Consider the following 16000-nt stretch of genomic DNA (forward strand, 5'->3'; position numbering starts at 1 on the left):
ACCGGCTCAGAAGCCGCGCGACCCGCCTCCGCCGCCGCCCCGGGAGCCACCCCCGCCGCCGAAGCCCCGAGAGCCACCACCGCCACCGAAGCCCCCGGACCCGCCGCCGCCGAAGCCGCCCCGTCCCCCGCCGAAGCCGCCGAACCCACCGCCGCCCCCGCCGAAGAACGACCCGCCCGCCGACCTGCGGCGCGCGGCCGCGCGCTGCTGCTCGGCCTCGCGCCCGTCGCGGCGGGCGCGGGCCGCGGCGTCGTTGGCGAGGTCGCGCGCCTCCTCGGCCGCTCGTCGCACGGCGTCCAGGGCGTCGGCCGACTCGGCTCGGGCCAGTGCCTCCTCCGCCTCGGCGAGGGTGGCGCGGGCGGCGCGGCCGACGTCCGCGCGGTCCACCTCGTCGCGGGCGTCGGCGGCCGCCGCGGCCGCCGCCGTCAGCAGGCGCTGGGCGTCCTCGTAGGCGGCGATGACCGCCTCGACCACCCCCGCACTCTCCACGATCCGCCGGCCGAGGGTGTCCAGGTCGGCGCGCACCGCGAGCAGCGGCGCCTTCGGCGCTCGGGCCCGCTCACCAAGCCGGGTCGCCTCCGCCTCGAGCTCGGCGACCGGGAGCGCCACGTCGAGGTAGGAGATCGCGGTCGCGTTGGCCTCGATCCGGGCGCCGACGCCGGCGGCGTCGGCCGCCAGGCGCTGCGCGGTCAGCGGCAGCCGGGCGGTCAGCTCGGTCAGCTCCCGCTCGCGCTCCCCGGCGGTGGCGGCGTCGGTGGTGATCCGGTCCGCGGCCTGAGCCGCGGCGGCGATCCGCTCCCGCGCCCGCCGGAACTCCTGGGTCGCCATCGAGGCATCCCCGCGGATCGCCGCGAGCTCGCCGTCCAGCTGCCCGCGGCCGAGCGCCGCGGCCTCGACCCGGTCGCGCACGCCGGCGACGCAGGAGGAGTCGTACGTCGTCTCCAGGTGCTCGAGCGTCACCCGCGCGTCGGCGATGGCGGCGTCCAGGCCGGCCCGGCGGGCCTCGAGGGCGGCCAGGTCGGTGGCCAACGCCGTTCGGTAGCCGTCGAGTCCCTCCAACCAGGCCAAGTGCTCGCCGACCGCCTCGGCGGCCGTCGCGAGGCGGAGCGCGGCGTCGCCGAAGCGGAGCTGGCGGCCCAGCGTCTCCGCGTCACGAGCGGCCTGCTCGGCCGCGCCCGGCGCCCCGTCCAGGTCTGCGGTGCGGTAGCCGTCGGCGCGCCGCCGCTCCAACAGCCCGGTCAGGCGCCCGGCCGCGCCACGCAGCGTGCCGATCTGCTCCGGGAGGTCGTCACGGAGCCTCTCGAACCCGGTCACCGCCGCCTCGACCTCGGCCAGCTCGGCGTGGGCGGCGCGCAGGTCGGCCGCCACGGCGGTCACCGGGCCGACGCCGGCCGTCGCCTCGTCCGTTCCCAGCTGCGGGACCCGGGTGACGTCGTAGGTCTGGGCGAGGGTGAGGTACGCCGCGGTCGCGTGCTCGAGCCCGGCTCGGGCCGTCTGGTGGGCGGCGCGGATCTGCTTGAGGGTCGCGTCGTCGACCGAGGGCAGCGAGGCGACCCGCGCGTGGACGTACTCGCTCCCCTCCTCCACCTCGAGCCACGCGGCGGCCAGGTCGTCGGTCGCCACCCCCAGCGCCGCCCGCGCCGCGCGCCTGGCCCGACGTCGGCGTGCGAGCACCAGCCCGCCCCAGCCCGCTGCCCCGGCGACCAGCGCCGCCGGGAGCAGGAGCAGCCACGGCCCGGCCGATCCGGACGCCTCGACACCCTCCTCCGGCGTCCCGCTCGGTCCCGGCCCGGCCGTCGCGGGCGCGCCGACCCCGGAGTCCGGGCCGCCACCGGAGCCGCGCGCGTACGCACGGGCGTAGATCGCCAGGCCGTCGACCATGCCGCGGGTCCAGCGGGCGTTGCCGAAGCTCGCGCCCATGCCGTCGACCTCGGCGTGCTCGCGCGCCGCCTCGAACCGGTCCATGGCCCGGCCGTCGTAGTGGCTGGCGAGCCGCCGGTCCTCGGTCGCGACCGCCAGCACGAGGAGGGACTCGCCGCGACCTGGCCGGAAGCCCCAGCCCGCGCACCGCTCGCGTTCGTCGCGGATCCGGTCGTAGAGGTCCTGCCCGTCGGTGCTGCGGTAGCTGAGCACCTTGACGACGATCCCGTCGCCGAACGCGGCGGCCGCGCGCTCGATGCGCGCGTCGTCGAGGACTCCCGCGGCGTCGAAGACCGGGTCCCCCGAGCAGATGGGCTCGTCGGCAGGCGCCAGCGGGGTGAGTGCCGGAGCCGGCCCCGCCGGGCCGAGCGCCAGGGTGAGGAGTGCGCCCGAGACGGCGAGCAGCCTTCGCATGCCGCACATCGTGCCCTGGCGGACCGCTGATCAACCGCCGCCGCACCGGGACTGTGATCTGGCGCACGCGGATTAAGACGGCGTCTCAGTCCGCCGATCGGGACCTCGGCGACACGGAGGGCCTGCGGGGGTGACCAGTCGCGATCTCGGGCGATCCAGAAGACCGACCGTCGCCAGGCGGCCCAGATGCGAGGAGCTCGCCACATGTCCACGTCCACCGCCCAGACCGAGCGCCCGGCGCCGCCACGCTCCGGCCTGCGTCTGCTGCACTGGTTCGACAACCGTCGGCTGCGCACCAAGGTGCTCGCCGTCTCCCTCATCGGCATCGTGCTCGCGGGCACGATCGGCCAGCTCGCGATCATCCAGATGGGCAAGATCGCCGACGAGGCGGCCGCGATCGAGACCGAGGGCCTGAAGCCGGTCGACCACGCCAATGCGGTGCGCGAGGCCTTCCTGCAGACCCGGATCGACGGGCTGAGCGATCAGCAGCAGACCAGCGACGGTACCGCCCACGACGCCTACCTGGCCGACATCGACGCAGTCGACGCCGCCCTTGCGACGTTCGAGAAGGACTTGGATCCCGAGGACATGCAGATGATGGCGGACTTCCGGGCCAACTGGGACGCCTACACCGAGCTCGCCGGTGGCGAGGTCCTCACCCTCGCCCGGGAGCGCAAGTTCGACCAGCTCGACGCGCTGCGCCAGAAGGAGGTCGCCCCACTGGCGGCCGCGCTCGGCCAGACCCTCACGGACCTCGAGGACATGATCAATGGCGAGGCCGCCACCGCGGTCGAGCACGCACGCTCGACGTACACCAGCGCGCGCACCATGGTCTACATCGCCCTGGGGATCGGCCTGCTGCTCACCCTGGCCCTCTCGCTGTTCGTGGCCCGCCGGATCACCCGGCCGATCGACCAGACGGCGACCGCCCTGCGCGCGCTCGCCGAGGGCGAGCTGGCCCAGCACCTCGACCTCGACACGAAGGACGAGGTCGGTCAGATGGCCACCGCGCTGAACGTCGCGAGCGAGAAGCTCGCCGAGGCGATGTCCGACATCGCCGGCAACGCCGAGACCCTGGCGTCCGCCTCGCAGGAGCTGTCCAGCGTGTCCGGGCAGATGTCCGGGACGGCACAGGAGTCCGCGACCCAGGCCGGCGTGGTGTCCAGCGCGGCCGAGCAGGTCTCGCGCAACGTGCAGACCGTCGCCACCGGCACCGAGGAGATGTCGGCGTCGATCCGGGAGATCGCCCAGAACGCCACCAGCGCCGCGAACGTCGCCGCCGACGCCGTCCGGGTCGCCGACTCGGCGAACTCGACGGTGGCCAAGCTCGGCGAGTCCTCCTCCGAGGTCGGCAACGTGATCAAGGTGATCAACTCGATCGCCGAGCAGACCAACCTGCTGGCGCTCAACGCCACCATCGAGGCCGCCCGCGCCGGCGAGGCCGGCAAGGGCTTCGCGGTGGTCGCCAACGAGGTCAAGGAGCTGGCCCAGGAGACCGCCCGCGCCACCGAGGACATCAGCCGCCGGATCGAGACGATCCAGACCGACACCGAGGCCGCGGTCGCGGCGATCAGCCAGATCTCCGGGATCATCGCCCAGATCAACGACGCCCAGACCACGATCGCCTCGGCCGTCGAGGAACAGACCGCGACCACCAACGAGATGTCGCGCAACGTCTCCGAGGCAGCGCTCGGCTCGACCGACATCGCCGACAACATCACCGGCGTCGCGCGGTCCGCCTCCGACACGACGGTCGCCGCGGAGAGCACCAGCCAGGCCGCCGAGGAGCTGGCCCGGATGGCGGCCAAGATGCAGCAGCTCGTCGGGCAGTTCCGCTACTAGCCCTCAGTCGGGGGCGAGGACGTCGCGGCCGCGCTGGGCGCCACCACCGGGTCGGCGCCCTGCGCGGTCGCGCGGCACACCTCAGCCCACGGCAGCGGCTCGAGGCCGAGCTCGCGGGCGATCGCGCCGGAGTCGAGCACGTAGGGGCGCTCGAACTGGTAGACGGTCTCCCGCAGCTCCCGGAGCACCGGCACGAAGCGACCGCCCACGGACAGCAGCGCCCGGGGCCAGGGCCGGACGGTGACCGGCTCGCGTCCCGCGGCCCGGCACACGTCCGCGACGGTCTCGGCCTGGGTGCGGGGCGCGTTCGTCGGGGCGTGCCAGACCCGGCCCCAGGTGCCCGGTGCCTGCGCCACCGCCGCGAGCGCCCGGCCCATGTCCCGCACGTCGGTGAACGAGTGCGGCTGGTCGGGACTCCCGAAGACCCGCACGCTCTTGCCGGACAGCGCGCGCGCCGTCACCTGCGGGATGTGCGCGTTCGTGACCCACGGCCCGACGTAGTCGGACCCCCGCACCTCCACCGCCGCGATCCGACCGGCCTCGTGGGCGGCCAGGGCGTCGGCCCACATCATCGCCCGGACCCGCGCCTTGGTCCCGGTCGCCGCGTCCGGGAGGCCCTCGACCATCGGCCCGTCGACCGGACCGTACGCGTACAGGCAGGACGCGGTGACCAGCGTCGCGCCCGTGCGCTCGGCCGCCTCCAGGAACGCGCCGGCGACCGGGGGCCAGTACGTCGTCCACACGTCGTACGACGGCGGGTTGATGCAGTTGTAGAGCGCGACCGCGCCGGTGGTCAGCTCGGTCAGCCGCTCGGCGTCGGCCGCGTCCGCGGCCGCGCGCCGCACGCCGCCGATGGCCGGGCCGGCACCGGACCGGCTGACCAGCAGCACGTCGTGGCCCTCCGAGGCCAGCTGGACGGCGGTCGCGCGGCCGACCGGGCCGGCGCCGACGATCACGTGGAGTTCGGACATGGTTCCTCCTCAGGCCTGTTTCGAGAGCACCGCTCTCGCTTGCCTCCAGACTGGCACACCTCGTGAACCGACGCAAGAGCGCCGCTCTCGTTTGTTGCCAATGCTCTCCGAGTGCGCGACGATCGGGCCATGACGCAGCCGGCTCCCCGTACCGCCCGCGATCGCGCCCGGGTCGAGATCACCCGCACCATCCAGGACACGGCCCGCAAGCACCTGGCCGAGGTCGGCCCGGCGGCGCTGTCCCTGCGGGCGATCGCGCGCGAGGTCGGGATGGTCTCCTCCGCGGTGTACCGCTACTTCCCGAGCCGCGACGACCTGCTGACCGCGCTCATCGTCGAGGCGTACGACGAGCTCGGGGCGGCCGTGGAGGCAGCGGACGCCGGCGTACGCCGCCGACCCGACCTCGCGAAGCGGTTCGCAGCCGTCTGCCATGCGGTCCACGACTGGGCGCGCGTCCACCCGCACGAGTACGCCCTGCTCTACGGCTCCCCCGTCCCCGGCTACGTCGCACCGGACACCACGGTTCCGGCGGCGGCCCGGGTCACCGGGGCCTTCCTGCGACTGGCCCAGGAGTCGGCGGCGGCGGGCCGCCGCCCGGGTGCGGCGACCCGGCCGGCCGGCGCCAAGGAGCGGCGCGCCCTCGGCGGCGTCCGGTCGATCCTCGAGACGCCGGTCCCCGACGAGCAGCTGGTCCGCTGGCTGATGGCCTGGTCGACGATCTTCGGCCACGTCAGCCTCGAGCTGTTCGGCCACATGTACCGCGGGATCGACGACTACGACGCCCACTTCGCCCAGGCCGTCGCCCAGCTCGCCGACGACCTCGGGCTGGGAGCGTGAGCTCCGCGGACCACGTCGAGCTGCGCGAGGGGTCCCGGGTCGCCCTGCTGGTGCCCGGCTCCCTGGACTACCTGGACCTGGTGATGTCCCTGCTGGCGGCCGGGATGTTCCCGATCCCGCTGGACCCGCGGCTCACGGCGTATGAACGGGACCGGCTGTTGGCCACCCTCGACCCGGACCTGGTCGTCGACCGTGCCGAGCAGGTCGCCGCGATGGTCGCGAACACCCCGGCCCGGTTCCGTCGCGCACTCCCCCGGGCCCGCCCGATGCACGTCACCAGCGGCACCACCGGCACCCCGAAGGGGGTCTACAGCGGGCTGCTCTCGGAGGACGACGCGGCCGCCCTCGTAGCCGAGGAGCGCGACCTGTGGGGCTTCACCGACAGCGACGTGAACCTGGTGCTCAGCCCGCTGTACCACTCCGCACCGTTGCGGTTCGCGATGGGCACGGTGCTGGCGGGCGGGCGGGCGGTAGCCCCGGGGGCCTTCGACCCGGCCCGGATCACCGCGGCGATCCGGAGCGAGCGGCCCACGACGATGTTCTGCGTCCCGGCCCACCTGCAGCGCCTGTTCGCGCACTGGGACGACCTCGCCAACTCGGGCGACGGCTGGCCGGACCTGTCCTGCTTCCGGCTGGTCGCGCACGCCGGCGCCCCCTGCCCGCCGGACCTCAAGCGCCGGCTGATCGAGGTGTTCCCGCAGGGGTCGACCTGGGAGTTCTACGGCTCCACCGAGGGGCAGTTCACCGCCTGCCGCAGCGAGGAGTGGCTCGAGCGCCCCGGGACGGTCGGGCGGGCCCGGCCCGGCCGGACGCTCGAGGTCGACCCCGACGGCACCATCTGGTGCGCGGTCCCGCCGTACGCGCGCTTCGAGTACTTCGGCGACCCCGAGAAGACTGCGGCCGCCTGGCGCGCCCTGCCTGACGGGCGGAGCGCCTTCACCGTCGGCGACCTCGGCCGGCTGGACGCGGACGGGTACCTCTACCTCGACGGGCGCCGCGAGGACCTGCTCATCACCGGTGGCGTCAACGTCTACCCGCTCGAGGTGGAGAACACGCTGCGCGAGCACCCGGGCGTCGAGGACGTCGCGGTGTACGGCGTCCCCGACGAGCGCTGGGGCCAGCGGGTGTGCGCCGCCGTGGTCGGCACCGCCACCGCGGCCGACCTCGACGCGTTCGCACGCGACCGGTTGGCACCGCCCAAGCGCCCCAAGGAGTACCACCACCTCGACGAGCTGCCGAGAACCCTGACGGGGAAAGTCCTGCGAGACCAGCTGACCCAGAGGCGGCCCGGGGCCTAGCGCCGACCGCAACCACACCGTCGGACGACCAACCCCGTGGGCGACACGCGAGACGCGGCTAGCCGGCGAAGCGCCGGCGGTACTGCTGCGGGCTGAGCCCGCGCACCCGGCCGAAGTGGTGGCGCAGCGTCGCGGCGTTGCCGAAGCCGACCTCGTCGGCGATCCAGTCGATGGAGTGGTCGGTGCGCTCGAGCAGCTCCTCGGCCGCCTGCACCCGCTGGCGGGTCACCCAGGAGTGCGGGGTGGTGCCGGTCTCGGCGCGGAACCGCCGGGCGAAGGTGCGCGGCGACATGTGGTTGCGGCGCGCCAGCGCCTCGACGCCGAGGTCCTCGCCGAGGTTGTCGACGATCCACTCCAGCAGCGGGCCGAGGGTCTCCGCCTCGCAGTCGGGGACGGCGCGGGCGATGAACTGGGCCTGCCCGCCGTCGCGGTGCGGCGGCACCACGATCCGCCGCGCGGTCGCCGCCGCCGTCCGCGCCCCGAACTGCTCGCGCACCAGGTGCAGCGAGGCGTCGATCCCGGCCGCCGCACCGGCACCGGTGAGGACGTTCCCGTCGTGGCAGTACAAGACGTCGGGACGGACGTCCGCGGCCGGGTACAGCGCGGCCAGCTTGTCGGTGTAGCGCCAGTGGGTGGTGCACTCGCGCCCGTCGAGCAGCCCGGCCGCGCCGAGCTCGAAGACACCCGAGCAGTGCGCGTAGATGATCGCGCCGCGGTCGTACGCCGCGCGCACCGCGTCCAGCACGACCGGGTCGTGCCGGAGGAACTCGTACTTCGGGCTCAGGCAGACCAGGTCGGCGTCCTCGGTGGCCTCGAGCCCGCGCTCCACGACCAGGTCGTAGTCGGAGCGCCCGCGGACCCGACCCGGACGGGGGGTGCAGACCCGGAAGTCGAACACGGGGTTGTCGTCCTCGGGGTGGTACGGCTCCCCCCACACCTCGACCAACGAGCCGAGCCCGAAGGGCTCCGCACCGTCCTGGACCACGACCGCGACCTTGTGCACCCGCCCAGCCTCGCGCAGAACTGGCAGGAAATCAATGCACAGCGTCTTTTCTGCCACTCGTGGCAGGAAAGAAGTGGGCGCATGATTACTGCCATGACCCTCCTGCTGATCGTCCTCCTGGCCGTGGTGGTGACCAGTGTCGCCACCGTCCGACTCATCGCTCGCGACGGGCGCGGTCCGCAGCGCCCGCCGCTCTCCCACCCCGAAGACCCCGGCTTCCTCACCCGGTCCTGAGCGGCACGAGGGCCCGCCCCGGTCGTCCCGGGGCGGGCCCTCATGCTGTTCAGGTCGGGCTGAGCGTCGTCGGACGCTCCGCCGGGCGGCGCTCAGTTGCCGCCGGTGAGCTTCTCGCGCAGAGCCTGCAGCGCCTCGTCCGAGGCGAGCGAGCCGCCGGTCTCGGCACTGTCGGTGTCGGTGCCGCCGCTGGAGTACGACGTCGCCTCGCCGGCCTCGACCTCGGCCTTGGCGGCCTCGGCCTGCTGCTTGACGTGCGCCTCCCAGCGGGCGTGCGCCTTGGCGTACTGGTCCTCCCAGACCGCGCGCTGCTCCTCGTAGCCCTCGAGCCACTCGCCGGTCTCGGGGTCGAAGCCCTCGGGGTAGACGTAGTTGCCCTGCTCGTCGTAGGTCGCCGCCATGCCGTACAGCGTGGGGTCGAAGTCCTCGACGTCGGCCGCGGTCGCGGTCTCGTTGGCCTGCTTGAGCGACAGCGAGATCCGGCGCCGCTCGAGGTCGATGTCGATGATCTTGACCATCACGTCGTCGTTGACCTGGACGACCTGCTCGGGGATCTCGACGTGGCGCTCGGCGAGCTCGGAGATGTGCACCAGGCCCTCGATGCCCTCCTCGACGCGGACGAACGCGCCGAACGGCACCAGCTTGGTGACCTTGCCCGGCACGATCTGACCGATCTGGTGGGTCCGGGCGAAGTGCTGCCAGGGGTCCTCCTGCGTCGCCTTGAGCGACAGCGAGACCCGCTCCCGGTCCATGTCCACGTCGAGGACCTCGACGGTGACCTCGTCGCCGACCGCGACGACCTCGGAGGGGTGGTCGATGTGCTTCCAGGACAGCTCGGAGACGTGCACGAGGCCGTCGACGCCGCCGAGGTCCACGAACGCACCGAAGTTGACGATCGAGGAGACGACACCCTTGCGGATCTGACCCTTCTGGAGCTGGGTCAAGAAGCCGTGGCGGACCTCGGACTGGGTCTGCTCGAGCCAGGCACGGCGCGACAGGACCACGTTGTTGCGGTTCTTGTCGAGCTCGATGATCTTGGCCTCGAGGGTCTGGCCGACGTACGGCTGGAGGTCGCGCACGCGACGCATCTCGACCAGCGAGGCGGGCAGGAAGCCGCGCAGGCCGATGTCGAGGATCAGGCCGCCCTTGACGACCTCGATGACGGTGCCCTCGACGACGCCGTCCTCCTCCTTGACCTGCTCGATCGTGCCCCAGGCGCGCTCGTACTGGGCGCGCTTCTTGGACAGGATCAGGCGGCCCTCCTTGTCCTCCTTCTGGAGGACCAGGGCCTCGACCTCGTCGCCGACCGCGACGACCTCGGACGGGTCGACGTCGTGCTTGATCGACAGCTCGCGCGAGGGGATGACGCCCTCGGTCTTGTAGCCGATGTCGAGGAGGACCTCGTCGCGGTCGACCTTGACGATGGTGCCGGCGACGATGTCACCGTCGTTGAAGTACTTGATCGTCTCGTCGATGGCGGCGAGGAAGTCCGCTTCGGACCCGATGTCGTTGACCGCGACCTGCGGTGCGTCGTAGTCCGGAAGGACAGAGATCGTGCTCGTCATAAGGGAGGTTGTTCCTTGGGTGGATAGGAGTCGTGCGGGCACGTCGAAGGTCGATTTCACCAACCATGGGATGGATAGCGAGCGCGTGTCCGCTCCGTCTGGGACCCGGGCAGACCTCCGGCGCAGCCTCCAGAGTACGCGGGGCGCGAGAAGTTCGTCCAACCGAGCGACCACGACCCGGCCGCGCGCGGGCTGGGGACTACGCTCCGAGCGTGGAGAACCATCCTCCGGTGCGGGTCGAGCGTCGACCGGTCACCGAGGACGAGTCCCGCCGGGCCAACGGCCCGGACTGGGACCGTTACGCCGACGAGTACCAGTCCACCCACGGGGAGTTCCTCGGCGACACCGGCTTCGTCTGGGGGCCCGAGGGCCTGACCGAGGCCGAGGCGCAGGTCCTCGGCGAGGTCACCGGCCGCGACGTGCTCGAGGTCGGCTCCGGCGCCGGCCAGTGCTCGCGGTGGGTGCGCAGCCAGGGCGGCCGCGCCTTCGGGCTCGACCTCTCCTTCCGGCAGCTCCAGCACTCGCGCCGCATCGACCTGGACACCGGCGTCCCGGTCCCGTCGGTGCTTGGCACCGCCACCGCGCTCCCGTTCGCCGACGACTCCTTCGACGTGGTGTTCTCCTCGTTCGGCGCGCTCCAGTTCGTCAGCGACATCGCCGACGCGGTCGCCGAGACCGCGCGGGTGCTCCGCCCCGGCGGCCGCTACGCCTTCTCGATCACCCACCCGACCCGGTGGATGTTCCCCGACGACCCCACCGAGGCCGGCCTGGTCGCGAGCCAGTCCTACTGGGACCGCACGCCGTACGTCGAGGTCGACGACGCCACCGGCGTCGTGTCGTACGTCGAGCACCACCGGACCCTGGGCGACTGGGTGGCGCTGCTGGCCGGGCACGGCTTCTCGATCACCGACCTCCTCGAGCCGGAGTGGCCCGAGGACCACGACCGGGTGTGGGGTGGCTGGTCACGGACCCGGGGCCGGTACACCCCGGGCACCGCGATCTTCGGGGCCCGGCTCGGCTGAGCCCGACCCGATGGTCGCGGGAGACGAGCTCAGCTCGCGGCGTTCGCCATCTCGCGCCTCGCGGTCGTGCCACCGGTGGCCGCACGGCGAGCGGTGAGCAGCAACGCCAGCCCGGCGAGCACGCACAGCGCACCGCCCGCGAACCCGACGACCGGCAGCCAGACGAGGAGGATGGCCAGCGTCCGCATGTTCGTCCTCGCGTCGTCGGCGAACGCCTTGATCTGGTCCTCGGTGAAGCCGATCTTCAGGTCGAGGACCTGGGTGCCGTCGGTCAGGTAGCGCTGCTGGTCCTGGGTCTGCTGCTGGATCGCACCGGTCTTGGGCTCGACCCAGATCTCGACGTTGTTGTCGTAGGTGCCGTCGATGCCCTCGGCGATCTGGATCGGGGCGTCGGTGACGGAGGCCTTGTAGACGTAGCACTCGATGCCGTCGAGCGTCTCGGTGCGGTCGTAGACGGCGTCGATGGCGTGGCCGGCGGTGCCGTCCCAGAACGGGTAGGTGGTCTTCTCCGCATCGAAGGGCCACTTGTTCATCACGCCGTCGTGCGGCGTGGCGTCGGCGGGGAGGTAGTCGCTGTCGTTGACGGCCAGCGCGGTCACCCGGTCGGTGGCGAACACGTCGGTGCTCGCGGACACCAGGCGCTCGTCGTCGCCGTCGACACAGTCGGGTGCGTCGTTGACGTCGATGACCACACAGGTGGTCTGGACCCAGCTGACGATGTCGCCGTCGGAGTGCTCGGAGTCGGTCTTGGTGATGCTCTGGACCTTGACCGGCTTCTCCTCGAAGTCACCGGTGAGCGGATCGAGCTTCTGCACCGTGCCCGACAGGTGGGTCACCTGGTTGACGTCCAGGGGCGTCTTCTTGACGACGCCGGGCGCCCAGACCGTGGCGAGCACCCCGGCCACGAGCAGGAAGGCGCCCACGGCAAGGAGCACCCTGCCGAGCCACTTACGCTTCACGTCCCCTCCCAAGGATGATGCGATCCGGTGCACCGTAGCAGTACCCGCGGGTAGAAATGCGGCGTCCGTCACACTCGGCCCCGATTTGTTGCCCGAGGGGTGCGGCTAGTGTCCTCTGCCATGACCGACGGCCCCGCCGGCGAGGACCTGCCGGCGATCTACCGCAACCGCTTCGACGAGCGCGAGCTCGCCGGCAAGCGGATCCTGTGGGAGGTGCTGGTCCGCGACGTCTTCCAGCGCTACGTCCCACCGGACGGGACGGTCGTCGACCTGGGGGCGGGCAGCTGTGAGTTCGTGAACGCCGTCGCGGCGGGCCGGCGGATCGCCGTGGACCTGAACCCCGACACCGCGACCCACGCCGCCGTCGGCGTCGAGGTGCTGACCACGCGGTCCGACGACCTCGGTGCGCTGCCGGACGGCGTCGTCGACACCGTGTTCACCTCGAACTTCTTCGAGCACCTGCCGACCAAGGCCGACCTGATGTCGACCCTGCGCGAGTGCCACCGGGTGACCCGGCCCGGCGGGCGTCTCGTCGTGCTGATGCCCAACATCCGGCACCTGCCCGGCCGCTACTGGGACTACCTCGACCACCACCTGCCGCTGACAGACCTCAGCGTCGCCGAGGCCCTCGAGCTCACGGGCTACCGGGTGGAGGAGCGGATCGGGAGGTTCCTGCCGTACACGATCAAGGACGCCCGGTTCGAGGTGCGGCCGTTCATGGTACGCGGCTACCTGCGCTGCCGCCCGGCCTGGCGGGTCCTCGGCAAGCAGATGTTGGTCGTCGGCCGGCGGCCCTGACCCGGCAGCCCGGTCGGACCCTCGTCAGATCAGGCCGTCCTGGAGGGCCTGCGCCACCCACGGGATCACCACGTCGAGCATCTCGTCCAGCGTGGTGGTGGCCCGGAAGCCGAGGACCTCCTCGGCCTTGGTGACGTCGGGGACGCGACGCTGCACGTCGTGCTCGAACGGCTCGTCGCTCACGACCGCGAACGGGCGGTCCGGCCCATGGCACTTTCGCCAGATCAGCTCGGCCAGCTCGAGCACGGTGGTCGACCGGGCGGTGGAGAGGTTGAAGTCGTCGTTGAGCGCCCGCTCGGACGACATCGCGCGGATGATGCCTTCGGCGAGGTCCGCACCGTAGGTGTAGTGCCGCACCTGGCTGCCGTCGCCGAGCACGTGCACCGGATCCTGGCCCCGGAGCACCTTCTGGATCAGGTCCGGGACCACGTGGCTCATCGCGAGCTTGATGTTGCCGCTCGGGATCTCGACGTCGCCGAGCGCGCGGCCCTCCCCCACCCCGACGCAGTTGAACGGGCGGACGATGGTGTAGGGGACGCGGTACTGGTCCCAGGCCGCGCGGGCGAAGTACTCCACCGCGAGCTTCTGGAAGCCGTACGACGACAGCGGCGGCGGGATCACCCGCTCGTCGCCTTCCTTCGACGGCCATCGGTCCGTGGACTCGAAGACCATCGAGGAGCTGAGATAGGTCACCTTGCGCAGCCGGCCGGCGGGCATCGCCCGGATCGCGGTGTCACAGGTGGCCGCGATGATCCGCTCGTTGGTCGCGAGCAGGTCGTAGGGGTAGGTGTGGAAGTAGGAGATCCCGCCGATCAGGGCCGCCCCCGCGACGAGGTGGTCGCAGTCGGCGACGAGGTCGGCCATCAGCTCGAGGTCGCGCACGTCGCCCTCGACGAAGTGGTACGCCGGATGGTCGTCGTAGGACTTCGTGACCGGACCGTACTTGGAGTAGTTGTCGATCCCGGTCACGGCGTACCCACGACGGAGGAGGTCCTCCACGACATAGCCGCCGATGAACCCGGCCGACCCGGTCACCAGGACCCGCTGGCCCGCTCCCTCGGTCACGGACGTCCCCTCCTGTCGTTGCGAGCAGCGATCCTCGCACCCTCGGCGCGCACCTGCTCGACGGTGAGCTCTGGACCGAAGGCGAAGCGGTACCAGCGCAGGTACTTGGGGATCCAGCCCCTGAGGTCGAAGCTGGACTCTCCGACCGTGCGGTCGAGCCAGATCGTCGGCAGCTCGGCGACCGGGCGGCGCAACCGCCGGGCCTTCGCCGTCAGCTCGAGCCCGATCTCGAAGCCGCTCCGGCTGTGGATGCCGACCTCGCGCACGAAGTCGGTGTCGAAGGCCTTGAAGCTGTTGGTGGCGTCGTCGGTGCCGACGCGAGCGAAGGTCCCCAGCGTGCGGCCTGCGGTGCGCGACAGCATGCCCTTGAGGATCGGCCCGCCCACCTGCTGGCCGCCGGGCGAGTAGCGCGAGGCCGCGGCGACGACGACGCCCCGCTCGACGAGCCGGGAGAGCGGGTCGATCATCCGGGGGTCGTCACTCCCGTCGGCCATCGTCACGACGACGACCGGGTGGCGAGCCGCGTCGATGCCGTAGCGGATCGCGTTGGCGGGGCCACGCCCGTAGGTGTTGACCAGCGTCCGCACGCGAGGATCGTCCGGGACGTGCTCACGGACGGCGGCCACCGTGGGGTCCTCTTCGTCGTCGACGACCACGAGCACCTCGAAGTCGAGAGTGATGGCGTCGATCAGCCGGTCGAGCACCCGTCCGATGCCCTGATCCTCGTGGTAGGCCGGGACGATCACGGACACGGCGGTGGGCGTCACAGGGCCGACCCCATTCCGAGCAGGTTCCACACGTCGACGACCGGGACCGCCGGCTCGAGGTCCCGGTAGACCGCGTGCGGCGCCCCGATCACGAGCAGGTCGGCCTCGGACAGCACCCGCTCGAGGGGCAGGAGGTCGGAGTCGTCCGCGACGTAGGGGTCGGTGGTCAGGACGCGGCCGGCGCGGAAGGACAGCACCCGCTTGAGCCGGTAGGACAGGCTGGAGCGCCGGTCGTCGCTCTCGGCCTTGAACGCCATGCCGAGGATCCCGACAGTGAGCGCCGGGAGGTCGTGGCGTTGCTCCATCCCGCGGACGAGGTAGTCGGGGAGGCCCTCGTTGACGAGCATCGCGGAGTGGCCGAGCGCGAAGGCGCCCCCGGTGACCGAGGCGAGCTGCATGGTGTCCTTGAACAGGCAGGGGCCGGCGGCGAACCCCGCGCCCGGCAGGTCCGCGGAGCGGGGGTAGTCCGTGGTCATGGCGTCGCGGATCCGGGCGAAGTCGAGACCGAGGTCGTTGGCGATCATGTAGTACTGGTTGGCGGCCGCGAACTTGATGTAGCGCCAGGAGTTGGTGAACAGCTTCGCGAGCTCCGCCTCCTCGGGCGCCAGCTCGATGACGGTGTCGGTGAGCTTGCCGAACAGGGCCGCTGCACGCTGCATCGGCCGGTCGCTGCGCGCAGCCACCAGCTGCGGCAGCGTGAAGAGCTCGGTCATGGCCCGGCCCTCGGCGATCCGCTCGGGGCAGAAGGCCAGGTCGACGTCGGGGTGGCTGCCGGCGAGCAGCTGCTCGACCCGGCGGGTCACCCCGGGGAAGACGGTGCTCCTGAGCACGACCAGCTGTCCGGCCACGAGCAGGTCCTCCAGCTCCCCGACCACCCGCGGCACGGCCTCGGGGTCGGGGCTGAGGTACTGGTCGACCGGGGTGCCGACCACGATCACGACGTGCTCGGCCCGGCGGACGACCTCGCGCTCGGTCGTCGCGACCAGACGGTCCGACGCGATCGCGTCGGCGAGCGGTGCGTGGACCCCGGGCTCGAGGAACGGGGCGCGTCCGGAGGCGATGGTCGCGACGACCGCCGCGTTCACGTCGTAGACCGCCACCCGGAGCCCCCGGGAGGCGAACGCGACCGCCAACGGGAACCCGACGTGCCCGCCGCCACCCACGACGCAGACGTCGAAGTCGAACTGATCTGCCACGCTGCTGCTGCTCCGTCGGGTCGGTCGGCTCGGGTCGAGAGGTCTCGCCCAAACTACCGCGACGGAGCGGCCGGGCAGCCCGGTTCCGGGGTCATCGGTGTGGCAGACT

14 protein-coding genes are annotated in these 16000 nt (G+C 72.4%); 6 read left to right on the forward strand and 8 right to left on the reverse strand.

Going from position 1 to position 16000, the window contains the following annotated elements:
* Positions 1 to 6: 6 nt before the first annotated feature.
* Positions 7 to 2334 carry a hypothetical protein gene (locus NOCA_RS27835; RefSeq protein WP_041546615.1) on the reverse strand — a complete coding sequence of 776 codons (2328 nt, stop codon included), beginning with the start codon at positions 2332 to 2334 and terminating at the stop codon, positions 7 to 9.
* A 204-nt stretch (positions 2335 to 2538) separates the two neighbouring features.
* Here NOCA_RS27835 and NOCA_RS16600 point away from each other — a divergent pair, with 204 nt between their 5' ends.
* Positions 2539 to 4176, forward strand: coding sequence for a methyl-accepting chemotaxis protein (locus NOCA_RS16600; protein WP_011756420.1), 1638 nt, complete (start codon positions 2539 to 2541; stop codon positions 4174 to 4176).
* Here NOCA_RS16600 and NOCA_RS16605 read toward each other — a convergent pair.
* Positions 4173 to 5147 (reverse strand): NAD-dependent epimerase/dehydratase family protein, encoded by a 975-nt coding sequence (locus NOCA_RS16605; RefSeq protein ID WP_011756421.1) that lies wholly within the window; start codon positions 5145 to 5147, stop codon positions 4173 to 4175. The two genes, NOCA_RS16600 and NOCA_RS16605, sit on opposite strands and share 4 nt — an antisense overlap.
* A gap of 129 nt (positions 5148 to 5276) precedes the next feature.
* Here NOCA_RS16605 and NOCA_RS16610 point away from each other — a divergent pair, with 129 nt between their 5' ends.
* On the forward strand, positions 5277 to 5984 hold the full coding sequence (locus tag NOCA_RS16610; protein WP_041546616.1) for a TetR/AcrR family transcriptional regulator: 708 nt from the start codon (positions 5277 to 5279) through the stop codon (positions 5982 to 5984).
* Positions 5981 to 7282, forward strand: coding sequence for a class I adenylate-forming enzyme family protein (locus NOCA_RS16615; protein WP_011756423.1), 1302 nt, complete (start codon positions 5981 to 5983; stop codon positions 7280 to 7282). The genes NOCA_RS16610 and NOCA_RS16615 overlap by 4 nt, the downstream gene beginning before the upstream one ends.
* 58 nt (positions 7283 to 7340) lie before the next feature.
* Here NOCA_RS16615 and NOCA_RS16620 read toward each other — a convergent pair whose 3' ends face one another.
* Positions 7341 to 8342, reverse strand: a complete 1002-nt coding sequence (locus NOCA_RS16620) for a GlxA family transcriptional regulator (RefSeq protein ID WP_238383359.1) — start codon at positions 8340 to 8342, stop codon at positions 7341 to 7343.
* A gap of 36 nt (positions 8343 to 8378) precedes the next feature.
* Between NOCA_RS16620 and NOCA_RS27610 the strand changes: the two genes are divergently transcribed.
* A complete protein-coding gene (locus NOCA_RS27610; protein WP_158305675.1) occupies positions 8379 to 8519 on the forward strand; it encodes a hypothetical protein in 141 nt (46 codons plus the stop codon).
* A gap of 92 nt (positions 8520 to 8611) precedes the next feature.
* Here NOCA_RS27610 and rpsA read toward each other — a convergent pair whose 3' ends face one another.
* Positions 8612 to 10084 carry a 30S ribosomal protein S1 gene (gene rpsA, locus NOCA_RS16625; RefSeq protein ID WP_011756425.1) on the reverse strand — a complete coding sequence of 491 codons (1473 nt, stop codon included), beginning with the start codon at positions 10082 to 10084 and terminating at the stop codon, positions 8612 to 8614.
* A gap of 212 nt (positions 10085 to 10296) precedes the next feature.
* Here rpsA and NOCA_RS16630 point away from each other — a divergent pair, with 212 nt between their 5' ends.
* Entirely contained in the window at positions 10297 to 11106 is an 810-nt protein-coding gene (locus NOCA_RS16630) for a class I SAM-dependent methyltransferase (RefSeq protein WP_011756426.1), read from the forward strand.
* A gap of 29 nt (positions 11107 to 11135) precedes the next feature.
* On the opposite strand, the gene NOCA_RS16635 is transcribed toward NOCA_RS16630, so the two are convergent.
* On the reverse strand, positions 11136 to 12065 hold the full coding sequence (locus NOCA_RS16635) for a DUF3068 domain-containing protein (protein WP_158305676.1): 930 nt from the start codon (positions 12063 to 12065) through the stop codon (positions 11136 to 11138).
* A gap of 120 nt (positions 12066 to 12185) precedes the next feature.
* Here NOCA_RS16635 and NOCA_RS16640 point away from each other — a divergent pair, with 120 nt between their 5' ends.
* Positions 12186 to 12863, forward strand: coding sequence for a class I SAM-dependent methyltransferase (locus tag NOCA_RS16640; protein ID WP_041546618.1), 678 nt, complete (start codon positions 12186 to 12188; stop codon positions 12861 to 12863).
* A gap of 24 nt (positions 12864 to 12887) precedes the next feature.
* Here NOCA_RS16640 and NOCA_RS16645 read toward each other — a convergent pair whose 3' ends face one another.
* From NOCA_RS16645 to NOCA_RS16655, 3 genes are read right to left on the reverse strand one after another with little or no spacing between them, the layout of a single operon-like run.
* On the reverse strand, positions 12888 to 13928 hold the full coding sequence (locus NOCA_RS16645; protein ID WP_011756429.1) for an NAD-dependent epimerase/dehydratase family protein: 1041 nt from the start codon (positions 13926 to 13928) through the stop codon (positions 12888 to 12890).
* On the reverse strand, positions 13925 to 14695 hold the full coding sequence (locus tag NOCA_RS16650; protein ID WP_011756430.1) for a glycosyltransferase family 2 protein: 771 nt from the start codon (positions 14693 to 14695) through the stop codon (positions 13925 to 13927). The genes NOCA_RS16645 and NOCA_RS16650 overlap by 4 nt, the downstream gene beginning before the upstream one ends.
* Complete coding sequence (locus tag NOCA_RS16655; protein ID WP_011756431.1) at positions 14692 to 15891, reverse strand: nucleotide sugar dehydrogenase; 1200 nt, start codon at positions 15889 to 15891, stop codon at positions 14692 to 14694. Before NOCA_RS16655 ends, NOCA_RS16650 begins: the two co-directional genes overlap by 4 nt.
* Positions 15892 to 16000: the final 109 nt, after the last annotated feature.

The sequence above is a fragment of the Nocardioides sp. JS614 genome (assembly GCF_000015265.1).
GTDB lineage: Bacteria > Actinomycetota > Actinomycetes > Propionibacteriales > Nocardioidaceae > Nocardioides.